This is a genomic window from Methylobacterium sp. 88A (genome assembly GCF_000376345.1).
Taxonomy (GTDB): domain Bacteria; phylum Pseudomonadota; class Alphaproteobacteria; order Rhizobiales; family Beijerinckiaceae; genus Methylobacterium; species Methylobacterium bullatum.
Map to the genome: position 1 here is coordinate 3,598,609 of NZ_AQVT01000001.1, position 23,698 is coordinate 3,622,306.

General features: G+C 67.6%; 23 protein-coding genes. 6 read left to right on the forward strand and 17 right to left on the reverse strand.

Going from position 1 to position 23,698, the window contains the following annotated elements; genetic code table 11:
* Window positions 1–45 precede the first annotated feature (45 nt).
* Complete coding sequence (locus tag A3OM_RS0117200) at window positions 46–1,002, forward strand: hypothetical protein (RefSeq protein ID WP_018045010.1); 957 nt, start codon at window positions 46–48, stop codon at window positions 1,000–1,002.
* Between the two features lie 126 nt (window positions 1,003–1,128).
* On the opposite strand, the gene A3OM_RS0117205 is transcribed toward A3OM_RS0117200, so the two are convergent.
* From A3OM_RS0117205 to A3OM_RS0117215, 3 genes are all read right to left on the reverse strand, one after another.
* Window positions 1,129–1,842 carry an RlmE family RNA methyltransferase gene (locus A3OM_RS0117205; protein WP_026176141.1) on the reverse strand — a complete coding sequence of 238 codons (714 nt, stop codon included), beginning with the start codon at window positions 1,840–1,842 and terminating at the stop codon, window positions 1,129–1,131.
* On the reverse strand, window positions 1,839–2,945 hold the full coding sequence (locus A3OM_RS0117210) for a Ppx/GppA phosphatase family protein (protein WP_026176142.1): 1,107 nt from the start codon (window positions 2,943–2,945) through the stop codon (window positions 1,839–1,841). Before A3OM_RS0117210 ends, A3OM_RS0117205 begins: the two co-directional genes overlap by 4 nt.
* Before the next feature lie 108 nt (window positions 2,946–3,053).
* Window positions 3,054–3,524 carry a response regulator gene (locus A3OM_RS0117215; RefSeq protein WP_018045013.1) on the reverse strand — a complete coding sequence of 157 codons (471 nt, stop codon included), beginning with the start codon at window positions 3,522–3,524 and terminating at the stop codon, window positions 3,054–3,056.
* 391 nt (window positions 3,525–3,915) lie between these two features.
* Here A3OM_RS0117215 and A3OM_RS0117220 point away from each other — a divergent pair, with 391 nt between their 5' ends.
* Together A3OM_RS0117220 and A3OM_RS0117225 are read left to right on the forward strand one after the other, a co-directional pair.
* Window positions 3,916–4,674, forward strand: coding sequence for a cold-shock protein (locus A3OM_RS0117220; RefSeq protein ID WP_018045014.1), 759 nt, complete (start codon window positions 3,916–3,918; stop codon window positions 4,672–4,674).
* A 174-nt stretch (window positions 4,675–4,848) separates the two neighbouring features.
* Window positions 4,849–5,115 (forward strand): hypothetical protein, encoded by a 267-nt coding sequence (locus A3OM_RS0117225; RefSeq protein ID WP_018045015.1) that lies wholly within the window; start codon window positions 4,849–4,851, stop codon window positions 5,113–5,115.
* On the opposite strand, the gene lpxB is transcribed toward A3OM_RS0117225, so the two are convergent.
* The 9 genes from lpxB to A3OM_RS0117270 all read right to left on the reverse strand — a co-directional run bounded on the left by lpxB (window position 5,093) and on the right by A3OM_RS0117270 (window position 16,778).
* On the reverse strand, window positions 5,093–6,283 hold the full coding sequence (gene lpxB, locus A3OM_RS0117230; protein ID WP_018045016.1) for a lipid-A-disaccharide synthase: 1,191 nt from the start codon (window positions 6,281–6,283) through the stop codon (window positions 5,093–5,095). The two genes, A3OM_RS0117225 and lpxB, sit on opposite strands and share 23 nt — an antisense overlap.
* Window positions 6,280–7,164 carry a UDP-2,3-diacylglucosamine diphosphatase LpxI gene (gene lpxI / locus A3OM_RS0117235; protein WP_018045017.1) on the reverse strand — a complete coding sequence of 295 codons (885 nt, stop codon included), beginning with the start codon at window positions 7,162–7,164 and terminating at the stop codon, window positions 6,280–6,282. Before lpxI ends, lpxB begins: the two co-directional genes overlap by 4 nt.
* A complete protein-coding gene (gene lpxA / locus A3OM_RS0117240; RefSeq protein WP_147829125.1) occupies window positions 7,161–7,973 on the reverse strand; it encodes an acyl-ACP--UDP-N-acetylglucosamine O-acyltransferase in 813 nt (270 codons plus the stop codon). The genes lpxI and lpxA overlap by 4 nt, the downstream gene beginning before the upstream one ends.
* On the reverse strand, window positions 7,970–8,434 hold the full coding sequence (gene fabZ / locus A3OM_RS0117245) for a 3-hydroxyacyl-ACP dehydratase FabZ (RefSeq protein ID WP_026176143.1): 465 nt from the start codon (window positions 8,432–8,434) through the stop codon (window positions 7,970–7,972). Before fabZ ends, lpxA begins: the two co-directional genes overlap by 4 nt.
* 151 nt (window positions 8,435–8,585) lie before the next feature.
* A complete protein-coding gene (gene lpxD / locus A3OM_RS0117250) occupies window positions 8,586–9,650 on the reverse strand; it encodes a UDP-3-O-(3-hydroxymyristoyl)glucosamine N-acyltransferase (RefSeq protein WP_018045020.1) in 1,065 nt (354 codons plus the stop codon).
* 47 nt (window positions 9,651–9,697) lie between these two features.
* A complete protein-coding gene (gene bamA, locus A3OM_RS0117255; protein ID WP_018045021.1) occupies window positions 9,698–12,307 on the reverse strand; it encodes an outer membrane protein assembly factor BamA in 2,610 nt (869 codons plus the stop codon).
* Between the two features lie 353 nt (window positions 12,308–12,660).
* The gene (gene rseP, locus A3OM_RS0117260; RefSeq protein WP_026176144.1) at window positions 12,661–13,821 is read right to left on the reverse strand and encodes an RIP metalloprotease RseP; all 1,161 of its coding nucleotides are present in this window, start codon (window positions 13,819–13,821) and stop codon (window positions 12,661–12,663) included.
* 164 nt (window positions 13,822–13,985) lie between these two features.
* Window positions 13,986–15,551: a DHA2 family efflux MFS transporter permease subunit gene (locus tag A3OM_RS0117265; RefSeq protein ID WP_018045023.1), complete on the reverse strand. Its 1,566-nt coding sequence runs from the start codon at window positions 15,549–15,551 to the stop codon at window positions 13,986–13,988.
* A 9-nt stretch (window positions 15,552–15,560) separates the two neighbouring features.
* The gene (locus A3OM_RS0117270) at window positions 15,561–16,778 is read right to left on the reverse strand and encodes an HlyD family secretion protein (RefSeq protein ID WP_018045024.1); all 1,218 of its coding nucleotides are present in this window, start codon (window positions 16,776–16,778) and stop codon (window positions 15,561–15,563) included.
* Between the two features lie 89 nt (window positions 16,779–16,867).
* Here A3OM_RS0117270 and A3OM_RS0117275 point away from each other — a divergent pair, with 89 nt between their 5' ends.
* The 3 genes from A3OM_RS0117275 (at window position 16,868) to A3OM_RS0117285 (ending at window position 19,432) form a co-directional block, all read left to right on the forward strand.
* Complete coding sequence (locus tag A3OM_RS0117275) at window positions 16,868–17,557, forward strand: TetR/AcrR family transcriptional regulator (protein ID WP_026176145.1); 690 nt, start codon at window positions 16,868–16,870, stop codon at window positions 17,555–17,557.
* Window positions 17,558–17,648: 91 nt separating this feature from the next.
* On the forward strand, window positions 17,649–18,947 hold the full coding sequence (locus A3OM_RS0117280; protein ID WP_018045026.1) for an SDR family oxidoreductase: 1,299 nt from the start codon (window positions 17,649–17,651) through the stop codon (window positions 18,945–18,947).
* 5 nt (window positions 18,948–18,952) lie between these two features.
* Window positions 18,953–19,432, forward strand: a complete 480-nt coding sequence (locus A3OM_RS0117285; protein WP_018045027.1) for a DUF2269 domain-containing protein — start codon at window positions 18,953–18,955, stop codon at window positions 19,430–19,432.
* A 7-nt stretch (window positions 19,433–19,439) separates the two neighbouring features.
* Here the strand turns inward: A3OM_RS0117285 and dxr are convergent, their stop codons facing one another.
* From dxr to A3OM_RS24255, 5 genes are all read right to left on the reverse strand, one after another.
* Complete coding sequence (dxr, locus tag A3OM_RS0117290; protein WP_018045028.1) at window positions 19,440–20,609, reverse strand: 1-deoxy-D-xylulose-5-phosphate reductoisomerase; 1,170 nt, start codon at window positions 20,607–20,609, stop codon at window positions 19,440–19,442.
* 13 nt (window positions 20,610–20,622) lie between these two features.
* A complete protein-coding gene (locus A3OM_RS0117295; RefSeq protein ID WP_018045029.1) occupies window positions 20,623–21,489 on the reverse strand; it encodes a phosphatidate cytidylyltransferase in 867 nt (288 codons plus the stop codon).
* A complete protein-coding gene (locus A3OM_RS0117300) occupies window positions 21,489–22,334 on the reverse strand; it encodes an isoprenyl transferase (protein WP_018045030.1) in 846 nt (281 codons plus the stop codon). Before A3OM_RS0117300 ends, A3OM_RS0117295 begins: the two co-directional genes overlap by 1 nt.
* 49 nt (window positions 22,335–22,383) lie before the next feature.
* On the reverse strand, window positions 22,384–22,947 hold the full coding sequence (gene frr / locus A3OM_RS0117305; protein ID WP_018045031.1) for a ribosome recycling factor: 564 nt from the start codon (window positions 22,945–22,947) through the stop codon (window positions 22,384–22,386).
* 151 nt (window positions 22,948–23,098) lie between these two features.
* Window positions 23,099–23,578 carry a BLUF domain-containing protein gene (locus A3OM_RS24255; protein ID WP_157196503.1) on the reverse strand — a complete coding sequence of 160 codons (480 nt, stop codon included), beginning with the start codon at window positions 23,576–23,578 and terminating at the stop codon, window positions 23,099–23,101.
* Window positions 23,579–23,698: the final 120 nt, after the last annotated feature.

Consider the following 23,698-nt stretch of genomic DNA (forward strand, 5'->3'; position numbering starts at 1 on the left):
GATGCCGGCTTCCTTTCGACTTCTCTCACCATTCGAGGCTCGACCATGAGCGCGCGCTGCTCGCTTGTCGTCAACGGCAAGGCCGTGCGGGTCTCGACCGGCGATACGCCGCTCGAAGCCGCCCTTGCCGACGGCGTGATCGCCCCCACCACCGGCCTGCACGGGTCACATCTCCTCGGCCAGGGCGCCAGCCCGTCGTCGCGCCGCGCCCAGGCCCGCCTGCACCGGGCAGAGCCCGTCAAGCTCTCCACGCCCCGCCCGTCCAAGGCGGCCGAGAGCCTCGTCTTCGCCGAGGTCAAGCCGGCCGCCCAGGCGCGCCGGGTCGGCACCGTCACGCAGATCGTTCCCCTCGGCGCCCATGTGGTCGAGGTCGTGGTCACGATCACGCGCCGTCTCGACATCGAGCCCGGTCACCAGGTCACCGCCACGTTCGAAGGGTTCGACTCGATCGACGTGAGCCCGACCCTGCGCCTCGACGGCACGACGGAGCTCAACGAACTCGTCTTCCACCTGCGTCTCGGACATGCCTGCGACGCGGTCGCCCATGCCCTCGGCGAGGAGATCCTTCTCGGGCATCCGGTCAAGATCAAGGGTCCGGTCGGTCGCGGCTACTATCGTCCCGGCGGCGGTCGTCTTCTCCTCGTCGGCCGCGAGACCGGCTTCGCGCCGATCTGGGCGATCGCCCGGGCGGCGCGCTACATCGAGCCACAGCGCGAGATCGTGGTGGTGATCGGGGCGAGCGACCCCCTCGACCTCTACATGCGCCCGTCGCTCGACTGGCTCAGGGCCACGGGAGTCTCACGGATCACCCTCGTCGCCGACAGGACGCGGCAGCGCCCACCGGATGTTCGTCCGGGCCCCCTCACCGCGCATCTCACCGGCCTGAAGACCACCGACGTCGTGCATGTGGCAGGCGACGCCTCCACCGTGGGTGCGGTCGAGGTTCTGGCGGCGGGTGCCGGCGCGCGATGCTACCCGATCCTGATCCCGCCGGGACTCTGACCGCGACGGCTCATACTGGGCGGCGCAGATCCCAACCGCCGGTCGACATCAGCTCGCCCGGCGAACGGTCGCCGCCCTGCGATCAAACCGGCAGACGGCCATGAGAGCCCTCATTGCCATCCGCTGTCAGGCGTCGTCCTCGGCAGTTTCGACGACGGCTCCGCGAAACCCGGTAGCCAGCACGTAGAGTTCGCTCGAATCGGCGCGGCTCGCCGAGGGCTTCACGTGGCGCACCAGGGTGAAGTCGCGTTTCAGGTCGGCGAGCAGGGTGCCCTCCGTCCCGCCCTGGAAGACCTTGGCGAGATAGGTGCCGCCCGGCGCCAATACCTCGCGGGCGAATTCGGCGGCGGTCTCGGCGAGGCCGATGATGCGCAAATGGTCCGTCTGCTTGTGCCCGGTCGTGTTGGCCGCCATGTCGGACATGACGATATCGGCCTGCCCGCCGAGAAGATCGATCAGCCGCTTCGGGGCGTCGGGATCGAGGAAGTCGAGGGTGATGAACTCGACGCCGACCATCGGCTCGATCTCGAGCAGATCGATGCCGACGATCCGCCCGCTCGGCCCGACGATCTTGGCGGCGACCTGGGACCAGCCGCCGGGTGCGGCCCCCAGATCGATGATCTTCTGGTTCGGCTTCAGGATCTTGAAGCGCTCGTCGATCTCGAGAAGCTTGAAGGCCGCGCGGGAACGGTATCCCTCGCGCTTGGCCCGCGCCACGTAGGGATCGTTGAGCTGCCGTTCGAGCCAGCGCTTCTGAGAGGCAGTGCGGCCTCGCCCCGTCTTGACCCGCTGCTTGAGATCGCCCCGCAACCCGCCGCCCGCACCACGCCTGTCGGTCAACGGTAGCCTCCGCGGCGCCAGACGCCGTCTTCGCGCATCATGTTCATCAAAAGACCTTCGCGCAGCCCCCGGTCGGCGATGCGTAGCCGTTCGGAGGGGAATGCCCGGCGGATCGCTTCCAGGATGGCGCAACCCGCGAGCACGAGATCGGCCCGATCACGGCCGATGCAGGGATTGTCTGCCCTCTGGTCGAGGCGTGTGTCGAGCAGATCGTCGATGGCGTCGCTGACTTCGCCGTCACTCATCCACAAGCCATCGACGCGGCGGCGCTCGTAGCGTGCCAGTCGCAGATGCATGGCGGCCAGCGTCGTCACCGTTCCGGACGTGCCGAGGAGATGGAAATGCCGGGCATTGGCCGCCGGCGCGGCGCGGATGGCAAAGCGCGACAGCATGTCGGCCACCTCCTCCACCATGCCCTCGAACGTCAGGCGGGTGACATCGGCCGTTCCGTGCCGCTCGGCCAGGGTGACCACCCCGACGGGGAGGGAATCCCAGGCGCGGATCCGTAAGGTGGGGTCCGCCGAAGGGTTGGTGGCCGCGCCGTCGAGCCAGGCGATCTCGGTGGAGCCGCCGCCGATATCGAAGATGACCACCGATTCCGAATAGGGGTCGGCCAGGGCGGCGCAGCCGGTGACGGCGAGGTAGGCCTCGGTCTGCCGGTCGACGATTTCGAGATCGAGCCCCACCTCGTCGCGCACGCGCGCCACGAAATCCGCCCCGTTGACGGCAAGCCGGCACGCTTCCGTGGCGATGATCTTGGCACGGGCGACGCCGCGTGATTCCATCTTGGCGCGGCAGACGCGCAGAGCCTCCAGCGTGCGCTCCACGGCGGCTTCGCTGAGACGGTCGGACGTCCCCAGCCCTTCGCCGAGCCGGACGATGCGCGAGAAGGCATCGACCACGCGAAAGCCGTGGGACGCAGGCTCGGCGATCAGAAGGCGGCAATTGTTCGTGCCGAGGTCGAGGGCGGCGTAAGCGTTGCGCCGTCCGGGCCGGTAACCCACCACGGGCGACCGAGCCGCATCCGGCAAGGCGGGAGCGCTCGGTGAAGACGGGCCAGCCATAGGGCGGGCCGGCATCATGGCGGCGCTCTCTTCCCTCATCGGCCTAGCCGGCATCCTCGATCGTGGCCCGACCGGGTAGGTCGACCATCATGCGATAAGAAGCCTACAGGCCTTGGGCGTCAGTGCAAAGCCTCGATCGTGATGGCGTCAGAGAGCTTTGCCGGCTGCCGTCATTCTCGGTACCGGACGCAGGAGGCTCTTCACCTGGGAGAACGGCCGGGGCCGGTTGATGACTTCGTCCAGGCGCGACCACAGGGTCTTGGGCGAGAACGGTTTGGCGATGATCTCGTTGACCCCGAGGGAGATGGCACGGTCGACGACGTTGCGGCGGGGCTGCGCCAGCATCAGGATGATCGGCACGGTGGGCGACGGCGACGTGGTGGGCGTGCGGGCGAGGCGGATGAACTCCTCGCCGGACAGGATGGCGAGGTCCCAGTCGATGATCGTGATGTCCGGCTTGCTCTCGGCCAGCACACCCAGCGCCTCGGCACCGTCCGGCGCTTCGAGGACGCGTTTGATTCCCACGCGCATCAGCATGTCGCGAACGATTCGGCGAATATAGAGGCTCTCGTCCACGACGAGGGCCGAAAGATCCGGAAATGACGGGGTTGCGATCATCGGCCAGGGGTTCCGAGCCACCGCTTTCGCAGGCGCCTGCGCACATCCTAGCGGCCATCGATGTGCATTTTCCTAACGCGATCAGGAAAAATTCGGAACGCGAAGTCGTTCATCCGCATGGCGTTTGCGCATCCTGTACGCAATGGCCTCCTGCCGGAAAGGCAGGCCTGAGACGGAACGGAGTACGTAATCTGTCGCAGGAAATCCGCGGAACCTTGCAGAGTCCGGCGAGAAGCACCTTGCGAGAGAGCCAAGATTCAGTCAGGACTAAGGCGTTATTCTTGGTCACCGCTGCTGAGAGTGATGATAGTGTGGTGAAGCGCCCGTCTGGGACGGCGCGCACCCGGTATTCAAAGACAGATGGTCGGCGGACGGTTTTTGCGAGCTTTCGATGGGACGTGGTCGTGATTTCAGGGGGCCGCAGAAGCGCGGCTTCGATGAGGGTGGTGCCGAGCCTCGCTGGCCGGATCAGGCACCCCCGAGCGGTGGCTTCGGCGGTGGATATGGCGGTGGCGGCGGCGGTTTCGATCGTGGTCCGGCCCGTGCTGCAGCCGCTCCCTCTGGACCGGAGCGTGACGCGACGGTCAAGTGGTTCAACAAGGAGAAGGGCTTCGGCTTCGTCGAACTGGCTGACGGTTCCGGCGATGCGTTCCTTCACATCCGCGCAGTCGAGGCTGCGGGCCATGCCGATCTGCTTCCCGGCACGCGCCTGACCGTCCACACCGCGCAGGGCCAGAAGGGTCCGCAGGTCACGGACGTGACCAGCGTCGACACCTCGACGGCCGAGGCCGAGGCCCCGCGTCGTGCGCCCGCACCCCGCGCCGGTGGTTTCGGTGGTGGTGATCGCTTCAGCGGCGGTGGCGGCAGCTACGGCGGCGGCAACGATCGCTTCGGCGGTGGTGCTGGCGGCGGCGGCGGTCGTTTCGCCAGCGGTCCGTCGGTCGAGATGAGCGGCACCGTGAAGTGGTACGACCCGGCCAAGGGCTTCGGCTTTGTCTCCGTCAATGACGGCGGCAAGGACGTGTTCGTGCACCGCTCGGCCCTGTCGCGCGCCGGACTCGAGTCCCTCGCCGAAGGCCAGCAGGTCACCCTTAGCGTGATCGACGGCCAGAAGGGCCGCGAGGCTCAGAGCATCAACGCCGATTACTGATCGGTGAGAGAGCGCTCGGGCAAAACCGCAGTTACGCGGTCTTGTCGACGTAGAGACGAATCAGCGGCGGCCTTCGGGTCGCCGTTTTTCGTATCCAGCATCCTCGGGGGAAACCCTATGACGGTCTCCGAACGAAACGATCCGAAGGGACGATGCCGGGTGCCGGGAACAGCGATGCGTACCGTCTTCATGACGATGAGCCTGTGCCTGCCGATGGCTTTCGCGGTTCCAGCGCAGGCCGAGGATTTCACCGGATTCTATGCGGGCGTGAATGCCGGCTACGCGTTCGGACGCGACGAGGCAGCGCGAACAACGGATATGCCGTCCCTGTCCTCGACACGCGGGGCGGACGACCGGGCCCTCCCGCCCAGCGCCCTCCAGGCCTCGGAAGTCATGCGGGGCGCGAGACCGAAAGCGCTTACGTCGACGACAGTCCGCTGACCGCAGGGCGAGCCGCCGACAGCACGATTCTCGCTGCCTTGCGGCTCGGCTCGTCATCGCCCGCGAGGCGCATCGAGCCGTCGATGCGTTGAAGCGAGCGCACCTGCGCGTCACGCGCCGCGCCGCCCTTGAGGAGCGGAAGCAGGGCCTCGCCCAGGCGCCCGGGGGTGCATTCGGCCTGGATGAATTCGGGCATGGCATTCTCGCCGAGGATCAGATTCGGCAGCACGATGGTCGGCACCTGGATCAGCCGCCGCGCCACGGCCTCCTCGAGGCGTGAGACCTTGTAGGCGACGACCATTGGCACGCCGGCCAGGGCGAGTTCGAGGGTGACCGTACCCGAGGCCGCCAGGGCCGCGCGGGACCGCCGGAAGGCCGCGTATTTCGCCGCCTCGCCATGCACGATCGTCACAGGGCGGGACCAGGAAAGGGCCAATCGCTCGATCATGGCGCGATGGCGTGTGACCGCCGGGAGCACGGCGTCGATAGGCCCGTATCGCTGCACGAGAAGGTCCAGGGTGGCACCGAAGACCGGCATCAGCCGCTCGATCTCGGAGCGGCGCGAGCCCGGCAGGATCACGAGGGTCGGCGGCGTCCCCTCCCGCGCCGCAGCCTCCGCGGAATCGGGGCGCAACTCGGCCAAACGCTCGATGAGCGGATGCCCGACATAGGTGCAGTCCGGGCCGCCGAGCCGGCGATGCGCCTCCGGTTCGAAGGGCAGGAGCGCCAGGACGTGGTCGATGAACGGCCGCATCTTCGCCGCACGCCAGGGTCTCCACGCCCAGACGCTGGGAGAGACGTAATCGACGATAGGCAGATCGGGCAGGCGCTTTCGCACCCGCGAGGCGACCGCATGGGTGAAACCGGGACTGTCGATGATGACGAGGACGTCCGGGCGCGCCTCGACGATGTCCCGCACCGTCTGGCGAATGCGGCGCAGAAGGGTGCGCAGGCGGGCCGCCACGGGCAGGTAGCCCATCACCGCCACGTCATCGAGGGGAAACAGGGAGAGGAAGCCCTGCGCGGCCATGGCCTCGCCGCCGACCCCCCCGAACGTCACCTGCCCGCCGGAGAGGTCCGACAACGCCCGCATCAGCTTGGCCCCGAGCTGATCGCCGGAATCCTCGCCTGCGACGAGCCAGATTCGTCTGGACGGATGCATGGTCATGCCTCGATCCGCAAACCGATGAGGAACAGGCCCGCGCGGTCGGCCTCGGCCACCGTGGCGTCCCTGTCGATGATGAGGGTGTAGCCCGCCTGGATGGCGATGCCGGCGCAGCCCGCCGCCGCGGCGGCCTTGACCGTGCGCGGACCGATGGCCGGCAGGTCGACCCGGAGATCCTGGCCGGTCTTGGCGAGTTTAACCAGTACGGTACCGGGCTGAGCCGTGCCCAATCCGAACGGCTTGCGCCCGAGGGCACGCGCGCGGGCGAGCATCCGGTCGGTGCCCTCCGGGCCCTCCACCGCCAGCGCGCGCTGGGCCGCGACGACGATCGCCTGGCCGACATCGTAGGCGGCCAATGCCGCGAGGATGCCGCAGCCCGTGGCGATGGACGCCCGCGCCGCCAGATCCGGCGCGAGCCGCCCGAGCTGCCCCTCTGGGCTCAGCAGGTCCGGCGCCACGTCGTGGATGCCGACGACGCGGTGGCCGTTATCCTCCAGAAGGACGAGGGCGCCCCGCAGCAGCCGGTCGTCCCCTCCCCCCGAAATGGCCCGGAGCGCATCGCGATTCCGCAAGGCCGCCGCCGCGTTGAGGATGGCGGCGGGGTTGGGCCGCGAGACTCCGCCCACCGGTATGACGCAGGCCGGCCCCCAGGCCTCCAGAACCTTTAACGCGCCGGCGATGTCGAGGAGATCGACCGTGGCCTCGGCGCGTGCGCGCATCGGGCGTTCGGCGAAACCACGGATGGCGAGCACCCGGAACGGGCGTCCCGACCTATCGAGGGATTCGGCCACGAGTTCGGGGAGCCGCCCCGCGCCGGCGACCAGAACCAGACGCTCCTCCGGATGGGGATCGACAAGAGAGGTCGGCTGGAGAGACGCGGTCAAGCCGAGCCCGGATTCTCGCGCGGGGTGCAGATCGAGCGTTTACCGCCCACGCGGATGAAGGCGATAATCTCGGCCACGGCACGATGCGCCTCGAACTCCGCCGCCACGTCCTCCACGCGCTCCATCAGGGTGCCCTCCTGGGCAAAGAGCAGGCGATAGGCCCGGCGCAGGGCATGGATATCCTCGCGGGCGAAACCCCGGCGCTGCAGGCCGATGATGTTGAGTCCCGAGAGATAGGCGCGGTTGCCGAGCGCCATGCCGTAGGGAATGCAATCGTTCTCCAACCCCGAGAGGCCGCCGACGAAGGCATGGGCCCCGACGCGGGCGAACTGGATCACGGCGGCGCCGCCGCCCAGGATCGCATAGTCGCCGACGCTGCAATGGCCGGCGAGCATGACGTTGTTGGAGAAGACGACCCCATCGCCCACCCGGCAATCGTGCCCCACATGGGAATTGGCCAGGAAGGTGCACTTGTCGCCGACGACCGTCTCGAGGCCGCCGCCGGCCGTGCCGGGGTTCATCGTGACGCCTTCGCGAATCAGGCAGTCGGCCCCAATGGTCAGCGTCGACGCCTCGCCGCGAAACTTCAGATCCTGCGGTGGATGACCGATGGACGAGAAGGGGTAGAGCTTGGTGCGGGGACCGATTCCGGTGCGTCCGGCGACGACCACGTGGCTGACGAGCTCGCAGCCCTCGCCCAGGACGACCTCCGGCCCGACATGGCAGAAGGGGCCGATCCGCACGCCTTCGCCGATCGTGGCCCCGTCTTCGATGACGGAGCTCGGATGGATCTCGGCCAATGCGCTCACTCCGTCACCAGCATGGCGCCGATCTCGGCCTCGGCCACGAGGGTGTTGCCCACCCGCGCCTGGCCCTTGAACCACCACATGGTCCGGCGCTGGTTCATTTTCGTCATGTGGTACCGCACCGTGTCGCCGGGCACGACGGGCTTGCGGAACTTGCACTTGTCGATGGTCATGAAGAACACCTGCTTGGCCCGCATCTCGTCGGTCTTGATGTGCTGGCAGCAGATGGCGCCGGCAGTCTGGGCCATGCCTTCGATCAGCAGGACGCCCGGGAACACCGGCAGGCCCGGAAAATGCCCGGTGAATTGCGGCTCGTTGAACGAGACGTTCTTGATCCCGATGCAGGAGCGATCCCCGTCGATCTCGATGATGCGGTCGATCATCAGGAACGGGTAGCGATGGGGCAGAAGTTCCAGGATCTTCTGGATGTCGGCCGAGCCCAGATCTTTCGGCATGTCACTCATCGATCGAACAATCCCATGGCGCCCCGGCGCCCCTGACGCCTCGCCCCGAACCTTGGAAGAAAACCGAACGTCGTCATCGGCATAAACGCCAACGGATGCAAGTCTCGGAGAGTCGTGCAGCCGGTCATCCCGTGCCAAGGACGGTTCCGGCTCAGTCCTTGGGGGGCTCGCTCGTGTCGCGGCCCGACTTTTCCGCGAGGCGGGCGAGAGCGGTGAGTTCGCGGAACCAGGTGCGCACGGGCTTGGCCGGAGTACCGCCCCAGCGGCTCCCGGGCGGGACGTCGCGGTTGACGTTCGAAGATCCGGCGATCTGCGAGCCCATGCCGATCCGCAGGTGCCCGACCACGCCGACCTGGCCGCCGAGCACCACGTAATCCTCCAACGTGGTCGAGCCGGAAATGCCCACACCCGAGACGATGACGCAGTGGCGCCCGATGACGACGTTATGGGCGATCTGGACGAGGTTATCGATCTTGGTCCCCTCCCCGATCACGGTATCGCGGCCGGCGCCGCGATCGATCGTGGTGTTGGCGCCGATCTCGACATCGTCCTGCACGATGACGCGGCCGGTCTGGGGCACCTTGAGATGCCCGCCCGGTCCCATGGCGAAGCCGAACCCGTCCTGGCCGATGCGCGCGCCGGGATGAAGGATCACGCGGTTGCCGACGAGGGCATAGGCCAGGGTCACCCCCGCCCCGATGGAGCAATCGCGGCCGATGCGGACATTGGGGCCGATCACGGCGTTCGGGCCGATGATCGTCCCCGAACCGATCTCGGCACCGGGACCGATCACGGCGCCGGGATCGACGATCACGCCGTCTTCGAGGCGGGCCTTGGGATGGACATGGGCGCCCGGAGATACCCCCTCGGTGGCGAATTGCGAGTGGGGCCGCATGGCCTCCGGGTGGAAGCGCGCCAGCAGGCCGGCATAGACCCGGTACGGATCACGCGTGACCAGGGCCACCGTCGTCGGTGGCACCTTGGCCGCGAAGCGCGGTGAGACGAGGCAGGCCAGCGCCTTCGTCTGCGCCAGGACATCGCCGTAGCGGACGTTGTCCATATAGGCGAGGTCGCCGGGGCCTGCGGTCTCCAAGGGAGACGCGCCGCCGACCATCGCGCCAGGGTCCGCGCCTTCGGGAAGCGAAATGCCGGCAGCCCCGGCGATGTCGCCGAGGCTGAGGGCCGTGCTGGATGCGAAGAAGATGGGATCAGACATGATGCGACAACGCACGGGCTTCGAGAAGGAAGCCCGTGCGTCTTGGCTCAGAAGCGCGAACCGCCGGAGAAGCGGAAGGCCTGGAGCTGATCCTTGCCAACGCGGCCGAGGTAGTCGCCCTGAGCATTGTAGATCTTCTGGCCTTCGTCCTTGGTCAGGGCGTAGGCGTAATCGAAGCGGATCGGGCCCAGCGGCGAGTTCCACAGGATGGACGCACCGATCGAGGAGCGGATCGTCATCTTGTCGCGGACGTTCAGGCATTCCGGCTCGACGGTGATCGCTCCGCTGCCGAGCGCGGTGTACGCGCAGGCTCCGCCGGGCGCGATGCCGTTGATAATAGCAGCACCGTTACTATCGCTGTCGCCGTTCACGTTAAACTGCGTGCGGCTGTTGTAACCGAACAGCGTACCGGCATCCGCGAAGACGGCGCCCTTCAGGCCCAAATCACGCGGAATACCGTAGATCGGGAACTGAACTTCGAGCGTACCGCCGAAGTATGTCGTTCCACCTACAGCGTTCGAGCGGGAATCGGCGCTGCCGACGTCGCGCGGACCGATACCGTTAGGCGCAAAGCCGCGAACGAGCGACGGACCGAGGAAGTACTGATCGGTGATGCGCAGCTTCTCGTCGGTAAGCGGCGATATATGGCCACCCTGCAGGCGAGCAAACCCGACCACGTCCTCGTAGAATTCCTTGTAGTAGCGCGCATCGCCAGCCACGCGGAAGAACTTCGAGTCACCGCCGAGACCGGCGATTTCGGGTTTCAGCTCGGCATAGAGGCCGTTCCGCGGCTGGGCGAGGTTGTCCAGCGTCGAATAGGCCAAAGTCACGCCGGCGAGCGAGGTGAGCGTGTTGCCGGTCGATCCCTTGAGAGCAATCGAGGCTTCGCCATCAAGAGCACAGTTCGGATAAAGCGGCAGGCCAGTCCCAAAATACGGATTCGGATTGTTCGTACCGGGAATTAGAGCTGGCTGATTCGTATTCGTGTAGCCCGGGATCGGGTTCGAGCAGTCGTTATACGGACGCTTCGTGCTGTTCGGGATCTGCAACTCTGTGTTGTAGAGCGAGTAGCGCAGGGTGACGCCGAACTCTTCCGTGATCGGCAGGCCGACGCGGATCTGGCCACCGTAGACGGTCGTCTCGTAGCGTGAGTAGCGGGTCAGGTCGCTGTACTTGTAGAAGGCGTCGAAGCCGGCGGCGAGGCGGTAGCCGAGGAAGTACGGCTCGGTGAAGGAGAAGTCGACGCCACGGGAGTACTGGCCGCCGGTGCCGGCGACGCGGACATACTGGCCGCGACCGAGGAAGTTCGACTCTGAGACCGAGACTTCGCCGATGATGCCGTCCTGGGTGGAGTAACCGCCCGCCACCGAGAACGAACCCGTGGGCTGATCCTCGACGTCGATGTTGATGATCACTCGGTCGGCCGACGAGCCCGGCTCGTTGGAGAAACGGACCTTCTTGAAGAAGCCGAGACCGTTCAGGCGACGCTCGGCGCGATCGGTGAGAACGCGGTTATAGGCATCACCCTCGGTGAGATCGAGCTCGCGGCGGATGACGTAGTCGCGGGTGCGGGTGTTGCCGCGGATGTTGATGCGCTCGACATAGACGCGCGGGCCGTCCTCGACGACGAAGCCGAGGGCCACGGTGTGGGAGGCGCGGTCGCGCTGGCCGGTCGGGCGAACCTGGGCGAAGGGGAAGCCCTGGCGGGCGACCTGATTGGTCACACCGGAGAGGGTCTTCTCCACGTCCTCGGCGTTGTAGACGTCGCCCACGGCGGCGCGGACCTCGCCGTCGAGGATCTGGGTGTCGACACCCGGCAGGCGCGAATCGATGGCCACCGCGCCGACGGTGTATTGCTGACCCTCGTCCACGGTGACGGTGATGACCCAGCCGGCATCGCCCTCGCCTTCGACGTAGCGCGCATCGGCATTCACCACCCGGAAATCGGCATAACCGTTCTTCAGGTAGTAGCGGCGCACGAGGTCGAGATCGTTGGTGATCCGGTCGGGATCGTAGACGTCCGAGGTCTTGATGAACGAGAGGAAGTTCATCTCCGACGAGCTCATCAGCTCGCGCAGCTTGCTGTCGGAATAGGCGCTATTGCCGACAAACTTGATCGCCTTGATGCCGGTCTTGTCGCCTTCCTCGATCACGTAGATCAGGTCGATGCGGCCGTTGGGCAGATCGACGGTGCGGAAGCTCACCTTGGCGGTGCCGCGGCCGGCGCGGCGGTAGATCTCGCGGATGCGCTGAAGATCGGCCTGGACGATACCCTCGCTGAAGCCGCCGCGGGCCTTGGCCTCGACCTCGGCTTCGAGCGTCCCCTTCTCGACCTTCTTGTTCCCCTCGAACACGACGCGGTTGATGAGGTTGTTCTCGCGCACCGTCACCACCGTCCCGCCGCCGCTGCGCGAGACCTTGACGTCGGAAAACATGCCGCTCGCCAGAAGGTTGCGGCGGGCCTCTTCGGGAGATCCCGAGGCCGTGCCGGTCACGTAGGACCGGATCGTGTCGGCATCGACGCGCTTGTTACCCTGGACGACGATCTGCTGCGCCTGTGCCGTACCGCCCAGAACCAGCCCTGCGGCCGCGGCAGCGACTAGGACGATGGTCCGTTCGGCCGACTTCCGCCGGCGCTTCCCCGTCATCGACATCATGTAATCGCCCGTCTCTATTTATTAACAGTCCGGGTTTGCACCCGCAGACAGGCGGTCGTTGTCCGACCGTCCCGTCACCTGGTCCCAAGCTCAGCTTCTACCGAGTTTCCCGAGCGAAGCAAACGCTCGGACCTGGGCTGTAGGGGGGATTTTGGGGAGACGTGGCCTTCCGGTCACTTAACGGTTCCCGTTCATCGCTCGATAAGGTGAATCAATCGTCAATTTGCAGCAAAAAGCCCGCCCCGAGGACTGGGCGGGCTTTTCGATTATCGAACTCGATCAGGGCGTTACGGAGACATCCACAGCCTTGCGAGAGGCGCGCTCCGCGGCGCCGCGGAGACGATGGCGCCGGGTCAGGAACCCCGTCCGGACCAGGACGCGCCGAGGTTCAGAATGTCGTTCCAGGCGGCGAACAGCATCAGGAAGAGGACCAGGGCGAGCCCGATCCGGAAGCCGATCTCCTGGGTCTTCTCGCTCAGGGGACGGCCGCGAACGGCCTCGAACGCGTAGAACAACAGGTGACCGCCATCGAGGAGGGGGACCGGGAAAAGGTTAAGCAGGCCGATCGACACGGACAGGAGCGCCACGAGGCCGATGAGCCCTCCGACACCTCCGACCTTGGCGACCTCGCCCGAAACGCGGGCGATCCCGATGGGTCCGGAGAGCTGATCGGCGGATTCGCGCCCGGTCACCAGCTTGCCGAGGTAGTTCATCGTCCGGTCGACCACGAAATAGGTCTCCGACACGCCGAGCCCGAGGGATTGGACGAGGCCGTAATGCCGGACCTGGGCGTCGGCGCCGTTCGGTCCCTTGATGCCGAGGCGGCCGAGGCGGTGCTTGCCGAACGGCGTGCGCTCCTCCACCGCGTCGGGAATCGCGGTCAGGGTCTTCGTCTCGCCGCCGCGGTCGACGGTGACGGCGAGGCTGGCGCCGGCGCTGCCGGAGACGGTGCGCTGCATGTCGAGGAAGTTGGTCACCTGCGTCCCGTCGATGGACGTGACGAGGTCGCCGGGCTGGAAGCCCGCCCGCTCGGCCGCACTGCCCGGCATCACGCCGTCGATGCGCGGCGGAAGCTCGTAACGGCCGGAGACATAGATCGCCCCGGCAAAGAGCGCGATGGCCAGGAGGAAGTTGGCGATGGGTCCGGCGGCGACGATGGCCGCGCGCTTACCCAGGCTCTGGGCCGGGAAACTCGTGGCGCGCTCCTCGGGCGTCATCCGCGCGAGAGCGGCGGGATCGGCCACGCTGGCGCCGTTCGCGTCGCCGTGGAACTTGACGTAGCCGCCGAGCGGGATCGCCGAGACCTTCCAACGGGTACCGTGGCGGTCGTTGAAGCCGAAGAGTTCGGGGCCGAACCCAAGGGAGAAGGCATGGACGCCGACCCCGCACCAGCGGCCGACGAGGAAGTGGCCCATCTCGTGGACGAACACCACGATGCTGAGCACGATGACGAAGGGGATCACCGACCCGAAGAAGCCGGAGGCGGTTCCCCCCATCGAAGCTAGAAAGTCCATTCGTCGATCCTCAGGGCCTCGCGAGGGGCCAACACACCCCCATAGCAGATCGGATCGCGGTGGAGCGAACGCAAACCGGGCGGGGCCGGCGAGATCGTCGCATGCGGCTCGCCCGTCCCCGAATTCCTCGGTGGACGGTTAAGGGCTCGGCCGGAGCAGCCGTCTCAATGGCCGCCGCCCGCCGGAGCGGCGGCGCGCGGCCGGCGGATCAGCGGCGTCGCGCAGGCCATGGCGAGGAACAGGAAGGTCAGAACCAGGAAGACGTCGGTGAAGCCCATCACCAGACCCTGCATCCGCACCGTGTTCATCATCGCCCTGAGGGCCATGGTGTTGCCGTCGAGGCCCAGCGCCTCGAACTGGCGACGCGTCATGTCGAGCCGCTCCAGCACGGTATTGTTCGTCCAGGTGAAGCGCTCGTGCAGCCGGGCGAGGTGCAGGTCCCAGCGGTCGTTGAGCACGGTGTTGATGAGGGCGAGGCCCACCGCCCCGCCGAGATTGCGGGTGAGGTTGTAGAGCCCGGACGCGTTCTTCATCCGCGCAGGCGGCAGCGTGCCGAGCGCAATGTTGTTGATCGGGATCATGCACAGCATCAGCGAGCAGCCGCGCAGAACCTGGGGCAGCAGCAATTCCCAGAAATCCCAATCCTTGGTCAGCCCGGTGACGATCCAGGTGCCGGCGGCGAAGCCGGTGAAGCCGATCCCCATCAGGATGCGCGGATCGACCTTGCCCGAGAACCGGCCCGCGATGGGAGCGGTGGCGAACATGCACAGGCCTGAGACGAACATCGTCTCGCCGATCTGCAGGGCCGAGTAGCCGCGCACGCGTCCGAGATAGACCGGGTAGAGATAGGTGAGGCCGTAGAGGCCGATGCCGAGGACGAAGCTGAAGATGCAGCCCGCCGCGAAGTTGCGGTCGGAGAAGGCGCGCAGGTCGACGATGGGCTCTGCCGCCGTGAGCGCGCGCCAGAAGAAGGCGACACCGCCCACGACGCAGACGATGGCGCAGGCGAAGACCGCCTCGTCCTGAAGCCAGTCGTGGTTCGGCCCCTCCTCCAACACGTATTCGAGGCAACCGAGGAAGGCGGCCATGAAGGCCAAGCCGAACCAATCGAAGCGCTTGAACAGGTCGAGGTTCGGCTCGTCGAAATCGACGAGCAGGTAGGTCGAGACGGTGACGACGATGCCCGGCACCACGTTGATGAGAAACAGCCAGTGCCAGTCGAAGGCGTCCGTCAGGTAGCCGCCCACGGTCGGGCCGATGGTGGGGGCGAGCGTCGCCACGAGGCCGATCATCGGCGAGACGATGGGGCGCTTGGAGGGCGGGAAGATCGTGAAGGCGGAGGCGAAGACGGTGGGGATCATGCCGCCGCCGATGAAGCCCTGCAGCGCCCGCCACAGGATCATCTCGTTGATCGAGGTCGAGGTCGCGCACATCAGGCTCATCAGGGTGAAGCCGCCGGCCGAGACCACGAACATCCACCGGGTCGAGATCACCCGCGACAGGAAGCCGGAGAGCGGGATCGCGATGACCTCGGCGATGAGATAGCTGGTCTGGACCCAGGGGATCTCGTCGCCCGAGGCAGAGAGCCCGGCCTGGATCTCGGCCAGCGATGCCGACACGATCTGGATGTCCAGGATGGCCATGAACATCCCGAACACCATGCAGACGAAGGCCACCATGCGGCGGCGATCGAGGGGCGGCTCGGCGGCGGGCGCGACGGTGGCGGCCATGATCGGCCCCTAATGCCGCCACGCCGTGCGGACGGGCTCGCCCCCGGTGCGGGTATCGACGCGCACGGTGACGGAGAGCCCCGGACGCAGCAGCCCCTCGCGGGCGACGTCCGCCGGCACATGAATCCGCACCGGAAGGCGTTGCACGATCTTGGTGAAATTGCCGGTGGCGTTGTCGGGCGGCAGCAGGCTGAAGACGGAGCCCGAGGCCGGCGACAGGGATTCGACCTCGCCCACGATGTCCCGACCGGGATAGGCGTCCACCGCGATATGGACGCGCTGACCGGGATGCATTCGCTCGACCTGCGTCTCCTTGAAGTTCGCGTCGATCCGCACGCTCTCCAGGGGAACGAGGGCGGCGACCCGCGAGCCCGGCGCGACATAGGCGCCCGCCTCCACGGCCTTGTTGCCGACGACGCCGTCGAAGGGGGCCTGGATCACCGTGAAGGAGAGGTCGCGGGCGGCCCTGTCCTCGGCGGTCTTCAGTTCGGCCGCGAGCCCTTCCGCCTCCCGGCCCTGAGCCCGCAGCACCTCGACATTGGCCTTCATCATGGCGAGGTTCGCCTCGGCGCCCTTCACCGTGGCTTCGGTGCGGTTGCGATCGGCCAGGGCCTGCTCGATCCGCGATTTGGCGACGAAATCGACCTTCTCCAGCTGCTGCTGGCGGGCGTAATCGGCGGCGGCGCGAATGGAATCGGCCTTGGCCGCATCGATCTGCGCTGCGCTCTGGAGGATCTGGGCCTGCGCGGCCTCCACCTGCCGGCCGATGCGGGCGATGGTGGCCTGCTGCGTCAGGAGCTTGTCATGCGCGGCTTGGGCAGCAAGGCGATAATCGCCGTCGTCGAGGCGGGCGATCACGTCGCCCTTCCGCACCGCCTGCCCGTTCATCACCGGCACGGCGGCGAGATAGCCGGAAACCTTAGCCGCCAGGATCGAGATGTCGGCCTGGACATAGGCATCGTCGGTGGAGACGAAGAAGCGTCCCACCGTCCACCATTCGTAGCCCTTGTAGCCGCCGCCGGCGAGGCCGAGGACGACGAGGCTCGCCAAGATGGCCTTGCGCAGAGGACGTCGCCTCGGAGGTGACGCGACCGCTCCGGCCGGCTGAGCGGTCGGCGGTCCGGCCACGACGGGGATCGCCGGCGAGGCCACCGGCGCCACGGTATCGTCGGAATGGACCGCCCCCGAGGACGCGTCGCCGTGCCCATCATCGTCACGCAGAGACATGATCCCGTCCCGAAACAAATGAGTTGACCGAACCGTTCGGTCAATTTCGGCATCGGATTGACCGAGGCCGTCGATTGCACCTAGTTAGGATGACTGAACGGTTCGGTCAATCGGAGGGAGAGGTGGTGGCAGGCGGAGGGGACGTTCCGACGTCGGACAGGACGGGCGCGCGAAACCCGGCGGAGACCGACAAGCGTCGGCAGATCCTCGACGGCGCGCGCTCGGTCTTCATGGCCTCGGGCTTCGACGGAGCCAGCATGGGCGAGATCGCCAAGGCGGCAGGCGTGTCGAAGGGCACGCTCTACGTCTATTTCGACAGCAAGGAGGCGTTGTTCGAGGCGCTGACTCTGGAGGAGAAGCGCGGCCTCGCCGAGGCTTTATTCCAGCTCGATGCCGACGATCCCGACGTGCGCGGGGTCCTCACCCGGCTCGGCGAGACCTACCTCGTCCACATGATCCGTCCGGACCACGTGGCGATCATCCGGATGGTGATCGGGGCGACGGAGAAGTTTCCGCGCTTCGGCCAGGCCTTCTACGAGGCCGGCCCGGCACAGGGGGTGGCGCGGCTCACCGCCTATCTCGACCGCCAGGTGGCGGCGGGTCGCCTGCGCCGCGCCGATACGGAACTCGCCGCCAAGCACTTCCTGCATCTGTGCCAGGCCGGGCTGCTGACGCGCCTGCTCTTCGCGGCGGGCGGTCCGGTGACGCAAGGCGAGATCGCGCCCCGCGTGAGCGAGGCCATCCGCGTGTTCTTCGCGGCCTACGGGCCCGAGGATTGACGGGTCTCCGCCTCGCGAACGGTCACGCTTGATTCAGGCAAAGCCGGCAAGGGTGGGCCGAGACGCGATCGGAGCGGTGGATCACCGAGAGATGCGAATCCTGGTTCTCGGAGGCTACGGCCTCATCGGCTCGGCGGTGGTCTCCTGCTGCCTCGCCGCCGGCCATGCGGTGACGGGCCTGGGGCGGGACGTCCGGTCAGCGCGATGGCGTCACCCCGATGCCGACTGGATCGCGTGCGACATCGCGAGACTGGCCGAGCCGTCGGATTGGACCACGATCCTCACCGGGTTCGACGCCGTGGCGAACTGCTCGGGCGCCTTGCAGGACGGCCCGCGCGACGATGTCCGCGCCGTCCAGGCGGTCGCCATGCGCGCCCTGTTCGTCTGCTGCCGGCAGATGGGCATCCGGCGAATCGTCCAGGTCTCGGCCGTGGGAGCCTCGTCCGATGCCCCCACCGAATTCATGCGCAGCAAGGCCGAGGCCGATGCGGCCCTTTGCGCCCTCGATCTCGACTGGGTGATCCTGAGGCCCGGCCTCGTCCTCGCGCCCGTCTCCTACGGCGCCACCGGCCTGATACGCGGGTTGGCGTCGCTTCCGGTGGCCTTCACGGGGATGCCCTCTCTCCGGCCCATCCAGACCGTCCATGTGCAGGACGTAGCGGGGGCGGTCCTCCTCGCGGTGGAGGGAGGGATCGCCGTACGGGCGCACTACGACCTCGTCGAGGATCAAGGCCACACCCTGCCGGACATCGTCGCGGCCTACCGCGCCTGGCTCGGGCGCCCTCCGGCCCCGCTCGCGCTGCCGGTCCCGTCCTGGCTCCTCCGGGCCGGTTTCCGCATGGGCGATCTCGTCGGCCGACTCGGCTGGCGGACTCCCATCCGCATCACGGCTCTGCGCCAGATCGAGGCCGGCGTGAGCGGGGACCCGACCGCCTGGAAGCGGGTCGCGGGCTCACCGCTCTCCTCCCTGTCGGAGAGCCTTCGCCGGATGCCGTCCGGGGTGCAGGAACGCTGGTTCGGCCGGCTCTGGCTCCTGAAGCCGGCGATCCTCGCCACGCTCTCGCTGTTCTGGCTGCTCTCGGGGCTGATTGCCCTGACGCATCTCGACGCCGCCATGGCGGCGATGACCGCCCATGGCATCGATGCGGTGACGGCGCGGGTCACGGTGCTCGCCGGGATTTTCGTCGACCTGGCGCTGGGGGCCGCGATCCTGGTGAGGCGCACCATGCCGCTCGCCGCCCTCGGCATGGCGGCGATGACGGGGATCTACCTCTTCTTCGGCTCGGCCATCGCCGCCGGTCTCTGGCTCGATCCCCTCGGCGCCTATCTCAAGACCCTGCCCGGGGTGATGCTGGCCCTCGTGGCCTATGCGCTGGCCGACGAGCGCTGACCTCAATGGAGTACGTCGATCTCCTGCGCTGGCTGCACGTCATCGGCGCGACGATCCTGCTGGGCACCGGGGCCGGCATCGCCTTCTTCATGACGATGGCGCACCGCACGGGACGGCCCGACCTGATCGCCCATGTGGCGGGAACGGTGGTCGTCGCCGACACGCTCTTCACGGCGACGGCGGCGGTCATCCAACCGCTGACGGGCTGGCTGCTGGCACGCGCGGTGGGCTGGCCCCTCTCCGAGGGATGGATCGCCCTGTCGCTGATCCTCTACGTCGTCATCGGCTTGTTCTGGCTGCCGGTCGTCAGGATCCAGACGACCTTGCGCGATCTCGCCAGCGCTGCGGCGGGATCGGGAGTGCCCCTGCCGCCGCGCTATCACAGACTGTACCGGATCTGGTTCGCCTGCGGTTTTCCCGCCTTCGCCGCCATGCTCGCCATCATCTGGCTGATGACGGCGAAACCGCGATTCGTCCTGTTCTGAGCTGACCTCAGGCGGCCGAAGGCAGCGCCTTGGCGCTCCAGGCACGGACATGGGCGTCGATGGCCAGAGCCTCGTCCACGTCTGCGGGCGCGCTGCGATACTCCGGGGCGAAATGCTCGCAGGCCCGCTCCACCAATTCGGCGATGCCGTAGAAACCGATTTCTCCACGGATGAAGGCGGCCACCGCGATCTCGTTGGCGGCGTTCATCACCGTCGGGGCGGCGGCGCCCTCCGCGAGCGCCGCGCGGGCGATGCGCAGGCAGGGGAAGCGCGCTTCGTCCGCCGCCTCGAAGGTGAGACTGCCGACGGCGGCGAGATCGAGGGAGCGTCCCCGCTCGATGGTCAGGCGGTCGCCGAGACCGAGACAATGGGCGATGGGGACGCGCATGTCCGGCATGGCGAGACCGGCAGTCACGGCGCCGTCGCGCCAGGTGATGAGGCCGTGCACGATGGATTGCGGATGAACGATCACGTCGAGGCGCTCGGCCTCGATGGCGAACAGGTGATGCGCCTCGATGAGTTCGAGGCCCTTGTTCATCAGCGACGCCGAATCGATGTTGATCTTCATCCCCATCGACCAGGTCGGATGAGCCGCGGCCTCGGTGGGTGAGGCCGCCGCGATGCGTTCCTTCGTCCAGGTGCGGAAGGGGCCGCCGGAGGCGGTGATGGTCATCCTGGTCACGTCGGAGACACGGCCGTCTCCGAGAGCCTGCGCCAGCGCATTGTGCTCGGAATCCACGGGCAGCAGCGTCGCCTTGAACCGCGCGGCATCGCGCATGAACGCATCGCCGGCGCAGACGAGGCTCTCCTTGTTGGCGAGCGCCACCGTGCGGCCGAGGCGCAGCGCGGCATGGGTCGGCCGCAGGCCGGCCGCGCCGCTCACCGCCGCCACGACGATGTCAGCGTCACGGGCCACCGCCTCGAGGACGGCGCTATCGCCTGCCCCGTTGGCGATGCCGGTGCCGGAGAGCGCCTCGCGCAGGGCAGGTCCCTGGCTCTCGTCGGCGAGCGCGGCGAAATCCGCGCCGATCTCACGGGCGAGCTTTGCCAAAGCGGCGGCGTCGCGACCACCGACGAGGGCGCCGATCCGGAACCGCCCGGGATGTTGCGCCAAGAGGTCGGTGGTGGAACGACCGATGGACCCGGTGGCGCCGAGGATGGTGACGGTATGGGTCAACGAATCGATTCCTTCAGACCACCGCCAGGCGGTGGGCGATGAGATAGAGGCCGGCGAGGACGGCCACGGCAAAGAAGCCGTCGAGCCGATCCATGACGCCGCCATGGCCCGGGATCGAACGGCCCGAATCCTTGACGCCGTAATGACGCTTGAGACCTGATTCGGCGAGATCGCCGGCCTGACTCAGGATGGACGCGAGGGCACTCGTGATGGCGACCGCGACGAGGGGTGCATTCGCCAGACTGCTCCACCCCTGCGAGCGCGCGGCCATCACCAGCAGGGTGCCGGCGGCGATGCCCGCCGCGAGGCCGCCGAGGGACCCAGACCACGTCTTCTTGGGGCTCACGGACGGCATCAGCTTCGGTCCGCCGAAGGTCCGGCCGGTGATGTAGGCGACGATGTCGGTGGACCAGACCACGGCGAACATCCAGGCCGGGCCGAAGATGCCGATGGCCGGGTCGTCGCGCAGGGCCGGGGGAACCAGGGCCAGCACGGCGGCGCTGAGGAAGCCGATGAGGACGCGGCCCCGCCCGCCGGAATCCCTCGCGGTGACGAGGAGCGCCACGAGGGCGGCGCCGGTGACCGCGAGCCAGATCGGCGGCGCTGCATCAAGGCGCAGGCAGAGGGCGAGGCCGGCCAGCCCCAGGCCCGTGATCGCAACGGTAGGCCTGAGCGGCGCGATCCGGCTGATCGTGATCCATTCGCCCGCGAAGACGATGCCGGCGACGAGCCAGATGGCGGCGAAGGCCCAGCCGCCGAGGAACAGCGTGGTGAGCACGATGGTCGCCAGCACGATGGCCGACGCGGTCCGCAGCTGGAACTCGCGGCCGCCGAGGGGGCCACGCCTCGGGGCGGACGCCGCGTCGCCGGGCGAGACCATCACCCGGCCTTGCCGCTGAGGCCACCGAAGCGGCGGTCGCGGCGATGATACTCGTCGATGGCCGCATGGAAGCAGGCGTGATCGAAATCCGGCCAGAATTCCGGCACGATCACGTATTCGGCGTAGGCCGTCTGCCACGTGAGGAAGTTCGACAGGCGCTGCTCGCCGGAGGTCCGGATGACGAGGTCGGGATCGGGAATGCCGGTGGTGTCGAGGGCTTGGGTGATGGCTTCGAGGCCGATCTCGGCGGGGCTCATCCGCCCGTCGGCCACGGCCTGGGCCAGGGTCCGGACCGCCCGCAGGATCTCCTGGCGCCCGCCGTAATTGAAGGCGATCACCAGGGTGAGGCCGGTATTGCCGCGGGTCCGCGACTCGGCCTCGTCGAGCAGGGCGGCGATATCGGTGCTCAGGCCCTCGCGGGCGCCGATGATCTTGACGCGCACGTTGTTGCCGTGGAGCTCGGCGAGGTCGCGGCGCACGAACAGCTTCAGCAGGCCCATGAGATCGGCGATCTCGGCCGGCGGCCGGCGCCAGTTCTCGGAGGAGAAGCTGTAGATCGTCAGATAGGAGACGCCGAGTTCGATCGCGGAGCGGACCGCGCGGCGGACGGCCTCGACGCCGCGGCGATGCCCCTCCACACGCGGCAGACCACGGCGCGCGGCCCAGCGGCCGTTGCCATCCATGATGATGGCCACATGGGCGGGTGCCGCCGGACGGGTGACGGGAGACGGGCCGGCCCCCGACGGCGCGGCATCCCGCGAGGCGAGGCCGACCGTGGCAGCGGCCGCATCCCTATCCCCGGCCGCAGATACCTCGATCTGACGCGCGCCTTCTGAGCGACCCAACGCGCTTCTCCCCGTCCCTGATTCCGTCGATTCCATACTTGTCCGAAACCTAGACCTGCATGATTTCCTTTTCCTTCGAGGCGAGAACGCCGTCGATCTCGGCGATGTGCTGGTCGGTCACCTTCTGCACCTCGGTGGCCTGACGCTTCTCGTCGTCCTCGCTGATGGCGCTGTCCTTCTCGAGCTTCTTGAGATGGTCGAGCGCATCGCGGCGGACGTGGCGGACCGCGACGCGGGCCTCCTCGGTGTATTTGTGGGCGACCTTGACCATTTCCTTGCGGCGCTGCTCGTTCATCTCCGGCACGCGCAGGCGGATGGTCTGGCCTTCGGTCTGGGGGTTCAGCCCGAGATCGGATTCGCGGATGGCCTTCTCCACGGCAGCGACCATGCTCCGGTCCCAGACCGAGATCGACAGGAGGCGCGGTTCGGGCACGCTCACCGTGGCGACCTGGGCCATCGGCATCGACGACCCGTAGGCATCGACGTTGATCGGATCGAGGATGCTCGGAGTGGCGCGTCCGGTGCGCAGGGAGCCGAGATCCTTCGACAAGGCGCTCACGGCGCCCTGCATCCGGCGCTTGATATCGTTCAGGTCGAACTCTGGGGTCGCCATACTGTGTGTCCCGACGAAATTAGGGAGAAAGGGCGTTGGGCCGCCGGGGCCCGTGCGTGCGGCCTCAATGAACCAAAATCCGACAGGTCGCAAATGGCGTTCGCAGCTGCGGCGGATCAAATCGCCGGTGCGAGCCGGGTTCGCGATCGGCCTATCGCGCGACCGGCTTCATCGCCACGATCCCCGTCTGGCCCGAGCGCTGCACGAAATGGCTCGCATCGAGCTCCGTGAACGCCCGGAGCAGGGCGATGATGGACGTCGCGGACATCTCCGTGGGGTCGAACTTCGCGGTGGGACCGTATTGGAGATAGAGGGCGTTGAGGGCCTCCGAACGGCCGGCATAACCCACCGTCCATCCCCCCAACGAACGCTGCTGCACCGGGGCGGCCGAGACGAGGACCATGCCGCTGTGACGGCTGTCCGCCGCCAGAGTCCAGAGCTGCTCCGAGATCGTCGATGCCTCGCCCTCCATGGCCTGCAGGAAGAAATCCTCGTTGAACACAAGGGCCCCGGTCATGCCGGACGCGCGATCGTAGCGGCTGCAGGAGGCCAGGATGTCCCGGACCATGTCGCGCATCGAACCACCCGTCAGCTTGACGAGATTCCGGCTATAGAAAACGATCTGCGACAAGGGCATCGACTATGCTCGGTAGCCGCTTCGGGCGTGCGGCAGGCGCTCCCTTTCCCAGGACGACCTAAAATCCTCAAGAAACCCTGTGGGCAGAAGCATCGATCGACTGACAGACCGCCG

What these genes read in the sequence shown, in the direction of transcription:
- A3OM_RS0117200 (WP_018045010.1), top strand. Translation starts at nt 46, where the DNA reads ATGAGCGCGCGCTGCTCGCTTGTCGTCAACGGCAAGGCCGTGCGGGTC.
- A3OM_RS0117210 (WP_026176142.1), bottom strand. Translation starts at nt 2,945, where the DNA reads ATGAGGGAAGAGAGCGCCGCCATGATGCCGGCCCGCCCTATGGCTGGC.
- A3OM_RS0117215 (WP_018045013.1), bottom strand. Translation starts at nt 3,524, where the DNA reads ATGATCGCAACCCCGTCATTTCCGGATCTTTCGGCCCTCGTCGTGGAC.
- A3OM_RS0117220 (WP_018045014.1), top strand. Translation starts at nt 3,916, where the DNA reads ATGGGACGTGGTCGTGATTTCAGGGGGCCGCAGAAGCGCGGCTTCGAT.
- A3OM_RS0117225 (WP_018045015.1), top strand. Translation starts at nt 4,849, where the DNA reads ATGCGTACCGTCTTCATGACGATGAGCCTGTGCCTGCCGATGGCTTTC.
- lpxB (WP_018045016.1), bottom strand. Translation starts at nt 6,283, where the DNA reads ATGACCATGCATCCGTCCAGACGAATCTGGCTCGTCGCAGGCGAGGAT.
- fabZ (WP_026176143.1), bottom strand. Translation starts at nt 8,434, where the DNA reads ATGAGTGACATGCCGAAAGATCTGGGCTCGGCCGACATCCAGAAGATC.
- lpxD (WP_018045020.1), bottom strand. Translation starts at nt 9,650, where the DNA reads ATGTCTGATCCCATCTTCTTCGCATCCAGCACGGCCCTCAGCCTCGGC.
- bamA (WP_018045021.1), bottom strand. Translation starts at nt 12,307, where the DNA reads ATGATGTCGATGACGGGGAAGCGCCGGCGGAAGTCGGCCGAACGGACC.
- rseP (WP_026176144.1), bottom strand. Translation starts at nt 13,821, where the DNA reads ATGGACTTTCTAGCTTCGATGGGGGGAACCGCCTCCGGCTTCTTCGGG.
- A3OM_RS0117265 (WP_018045023.1), bottom strand. Translation starts at nt 15,551, where the DNA reads ATGGCCGCCACCGTCGCGCCCGCCGCCGAGCCGCCCCTCGATCGCCGC.
- A3OM_RS0117270 (WP_018045024.1), bottom strand. Translation starts at nt 16,778, where the DNA reads ATGTCTCTGCGTGACGATGATGGGCACGGCGACGCGTCCTCGGGGGCG.
- A3OM_RS0117275 (WP_026176145.1), top strand. Translation starts at nt 16,868, where the DNA reads ATGACTGAACGGTTCGGTCAATCGGAGGGAGAGGTGGTGGCAGGCGGA.
- A3OM_RS0117280 (WP_018045026.1), top strand. Translation starts at nt 17,649, where the DNA reads ATGCGAATCCTGGTTCTCGGAGGCTACGGCCTCATCGGCTCGGCGGTG.
- A3OM_RS0117285 (WP_018045027.1), top strand. Translation starts at nt 18,953, where the DNA reads ATGGAGTACGTCGATCTCCTGCGCTGGCTGCACGTCATCGGCGCGACG.
- A3OM_RS0117295 (WP_018045029.1), bottom strand. Translation starts at nt 21,489, where the DNA reads ATGGTCTCGCCCGGCGACGCGGCGTCCGCCCCGAGGCGTGGCCCCCTC.
- frr (WP_018045031.1), bottom strand. Translation starts at nt 22,947, where the DNA reads ATGGCGACCCCAGAGTTCGACCTGAACGATATCAAGCGCCGGATGCAG.